Source organism: Psychromonas sp., assembly GCF_041586535.1.
GTDB lineage: Bacteria > Pseudomonadota > Gammaproteobacteria > Enterobacterales > Psychromonadaceae > Psychromonas.
Genome location: NZ_JBFGZY010000210.1, coordinates 1 through 4,110 on the forward strand (window position 1 = coordinate 1; position 4,110 = coordinate 4,110).

Sequence of the window (4,110 nt, forward strand, 5' to 3'; positions counted from 1 at the left end):
AGGGCTAAAAATCCATTACGCTGGTCTGGCGATATTCAAGATTGTGATGCAATTGGCGCTGTGACATTAAACCCAGATAAGCCGCTTAAAGAAGCAGCATAAAAATTAACTAATGAGTGACAACTGTCTTGAAAAACGCCGGATGCGCGACTTTTGTTAAACTTTTTATTTCGCCAAGATCTAACTCACGAGACAGATTGACTCTGGATGCTCCCATGTTAGCCAGAAACATTATCTGCCCTTCATTATGGGTGGTTAACTGTGTTGACGCATGTATATCAAGGGTTGGGAAATAGTTCTTAAGCAGATAAAGCAGCCCTAAATCCTGAACGATTATTCCGTCAATATCGGTATTAACCAGTTGGTTAAGTAACTTCACCAGAGCCTTTATTTCTTGTTCTAATATAAGGATATTCAGGGTTAAAAAAACTTTGCAGTCGAACTGGTGAGCAAGTTTAATCACGCCAAGCAGTTCATCAAATGAAAGATTAACCGCCCGGTTGCGCGCATTAAAGCTGTCTAAACCACAGTAGACTGCATCTGCACCGGCAATAATCGCGGCTTTAATCGACTCAACATCTCCACCGGGCGCCAATAATTCAATTTTTTGCTTGGTCACGCAATCACTCACTTAATAGATTTCAAAAGGGGGGAATTCTACCTGTATAGACTACTCATTACCATTGCTGCTACCGGGTTAGAGCTGGCTATGGGTAGCCGGCAAACGCACAGTCGTCGGACAGTGAAATTTTCAATAACAGAGTGAACGTAAATAATAGATAGAGTATGGCGAGACATTACTACCTTTCGCTGGACCGTGCGCACCGGGCTCGTATACGACACCAGCATATTTCCCATCACCAAATCGGTGGCACAAGATCAAAATGTTAATTAACATTATGCGCTATATCGGGACAGCCTACAGCTTAACTTCCCTTACAGGAATTAGTTTTCTAGCTCAAAAACAATCTTATAAAGCACACTGCAGTTACTTCCCGTATACGAGTATTGTCATCAGTTAACACTATTCACCAAATCTACGTTTCCTGTTAATCAACCTCAGCTTTGGATAGGCAAATCGATACATTGCAGCTATTTCTGCGTTAAATCATCTACCAATAACCGGCTATTGCTACGATGATTCGCCTTGAACTACACAAAACTAACGGCACTGTAAATACAAAACGTTAACATTATGATATTTAAAGGTAATTACGCCTTCATTATCCAGAGTTGAGGTTACTAAAGTTGTTGTGATTGTTGCATTTAAGCTGAGCTGCTCAATTATGCAATGCTTCATAGATTGTTTCAGCCAATGAATGGCTTATGCCGGGGATTTTTTGTAATTCGTCAATACTTGCGGCGATAACCCCTTGTAAACCACCCAAATGATTTAATAATGCCTGACGGCGTTTAGCGCCAACACCGGCAATATCTTCCAGTGCACTGCTTCTTCTTTTTTTATCACGCTGCTGACGGTGCCCCATAATGGCAAAACGGTGCGATTCATCGCGAATTTGCTGTATTAAATGCAGCGCAGGCGAATCACTGCTCATTTCAATTATTTCATGGCTGCCGGCTAAAATCAGTGTTTCTAAGCCAGCCTTACGGGTCACACCCTTCGCGATACCAATCAATAACGGGTATTTACCGTTAAAGTTATCTTCAAGGGAGCTGATAATATTTTCAGCCTGATTTAATTGCCCCAAGCCACCATCAATAAAAATAATATCGGGAATGTTTTCGGGCTGTTGCACCGTCTTAAAGCGCCTGGACAGAACCTGCCCCATTGCCGCATAATCATCTCCGGGGGTGATTCCGGTAATATTAAAACGCCGATAGTCCGATTTTTTTGCCCCCTCACGATTAAATACCACGCAGGAAGCTACCGTTTTTTCGCCCAGCATATGAGAAATATCGTAACATTCCATACGCAATATCGGCTTGTTTAAATCTAATTTTTCTTCTAATAACTGGTAGCGATGCAGGATATTGTTTTTTTGGTTGAGATGAGTCTGTAAGGCTATCTCTGCGTTCTTTTGAGCAAGCTTGACAAACTTGGCCCGCTCACCGCGCACCTCTGTTTTCAGGGTGGTTTTGTAACCGCAATATTCACTAAAAAGATCGCTAAACATAGCTCGATCGGTAAAGTCATCACTGAGTAAAATTTCCCGCGGTATCGCACGGCCGTTTTGACCTGAGAGATAAAACTGACTTAAAAAAGCACTGAGTACCTCATCCTGACTGGAATTTTTAGGAATTTTAGGAAAATAATTACGGCTGCCCAATATTCGTCCCTGGCGGACAAACAACAGATGTACACTGGCAATGCCCTGCTGATAAACAAAACCTACTACATCCAGCTGCTCAATATCACCGCTTACCCACTGCTGCTCCTGCACTTTTTTCAGAGATTGAATTTGATCCCGACGTATTGCCGCTTTCTCGAATTCCAGGCCGCTACTTGCCTCTTCCATTTCGCTAACCAGCTGGTTAATAACATGCTGGCTTTTACCCTGTAAAAAGGCGGTGGCTAATGCAACCTGATGCGCATATTCAGCTTCAGGCATGGCATTGACACAGGGGGCAAGACAACGCTTTAATTGATACTGCAGGCAGGGCCGGGAGCGGTTGTTATAATAACTGTCTTCACACTGACGTATCGGAAATAGTTTCTGCATCAGATGCAGGCTTTCCCGGACCGCTCCACCGCTAGGGTAAGGGCCAAAATAAGTGCCTTTGCGTTGGCGATTTTGAGAGCGTACTAAAGTCAATTGCGGATGTTTATGCGCGCTTAAAAATAGAAAAGGATAGGATTTATCATCACGTAATAAGACATTATATTTAGGTTTATACTGCTTAATGAAGTTGTGTTCGAGGATCAGTGCTTCCGTTTCAGTATGAGTAACCGTGACTTCGATACGGTCAATATGACTCACTAACGCAAGTGTTTTAGGATGCTTCTGAGTAAGACTAAAATAACTGCTCAGACGTTTTTTAAGATTTTTTGCTTTGCCAACATAGATAACCCTCTGCTGGTTAAACATACGGTAAACACCAGGCTCGGTGGTGACCGTTTTTAAGAAGCTTTCAGAGCAAAAGGCGCTCATATAACCATACAACCTGTTTTCTCAAACCACTTAACCATCGGAGTTTTAACATCGTTAAGTGGCTTGCTGATAAATATTATGCTAGCAAAATGTATGTCTGACAGATTACAGCAAGTCAGTATCAAGTATGCCATAACGTATCGCCAAATGTGTCAAACCAACATCGCCATTGACCCCTAATTTGTCAAATAAACGATAACGGTAGCTATTGATTGTTTTTGGGCTTAGACCAAGCTGCTCAGAAATATCCACAACACGCTGTCCTTTAGTGATCATCATCATGATCTGCAGCTCTCTTTCGGAGAGTTTGCCAAAAGGATCGTCAGATGTCGGCGATATTTGTGAAAGCGCCATCTGTTGTGCTATTTCTGCGGCTAAATACCGCTGTCCGGCATGCACTGAACGAATGGCATTGAGTACCTCGTTTGGCCCGGCGGCTTTACTGATATAGCCGGATGCCCCTGCCTGCATCACTTTTGAGGGAAAGGGATTCTCAGTATGCATAGTCAGCATAATTATTTTGATATCTTCATTAATACGTAAAATTTTGTGCATTGCATCCAGCCCACCAATGCCGGGCATATTAATATCCATCAAAATAACATCGGCCTGATTCTTACGGCACCACTTTACGGCTTCTTCACCACTTTCGGCTTCTCCAACAACTTTCATGCCTCGAACATCATCAATGATACGGCGAATCCCTGTACGAACTAATTCATGGTCATCGACCAACAGGATATTTATCACGAAATTTCTCCGCTAATGCTCAGGCGCCCGCCGGAACATTAAGCTAAAATTTAAACATTTATAAGCAACCATTCAACACCTGAAACAAACGCCGAATAGTTTTTAATCATTAGGGTCTGTTGATCTTTCGCGGTTAATTTTTGTTCGAGATAAAAGCGTTTTAATCGCGACGCGAGGTGTGTAGCTTAGTCATTCTAAGTAAATACCTCGCAACAAAGAGTAAAACGCTTTTAGCCGACCCCTTCGGGCA

General features: G+C 42.6%; 2 protein-coding genes and 1 pseudogene. All 3 read right to left on the minus strand.

Annotated features, from left to right (window positions below; genetic code table 11):
• Window positions 1-142 precede the first annotated feature (142 nt).
• Window positions 143-619: pseudogene (locus tag ABZA00_RS16545) on the minus strand (peptidase U32 family protein); the annotation flags it as partial.
• Between the two features lie 661 nt (window positions 620-1,280).
• Complete coding sequence (gene uvrC, locus ABZA00_RS16550; protein WP_372883255.1) at window positions 1,281-3,110, minus strand: excinuclease ABC subunit UvrC; 1,830 nt, start codon at window positions 3,108-3,110, stop codon at window positions 1,281-1,283.
• 105 nt (window positions 3,111-3,215) lie between these two features.
• Window positions 3,216-3,860, minus strand: a complete 645-nt coding sequence (uvrY, locus tag ABZA00_RS16555) for a UvrY/SirA/GacA family response regulator transcription factor (RefSeq protein ID WP_372883256.1) — start codon at window positions 3,858-3,860, stop codon at window positions 3,216-3,218.
• Between the last annotated feature and the right edge of the window lie 250 nt (window positions 3,861-4,110).

What these genes read in the sequence shown, in the direction of transcription:
- uvrC (WP_372883255.1), bottom strand. Translation starts at nt 3,110, where the DNA reads ATGAGCGCCTTTTGCTCTGAAAGCTTCTTAAAAACGGTCACCACCGAG.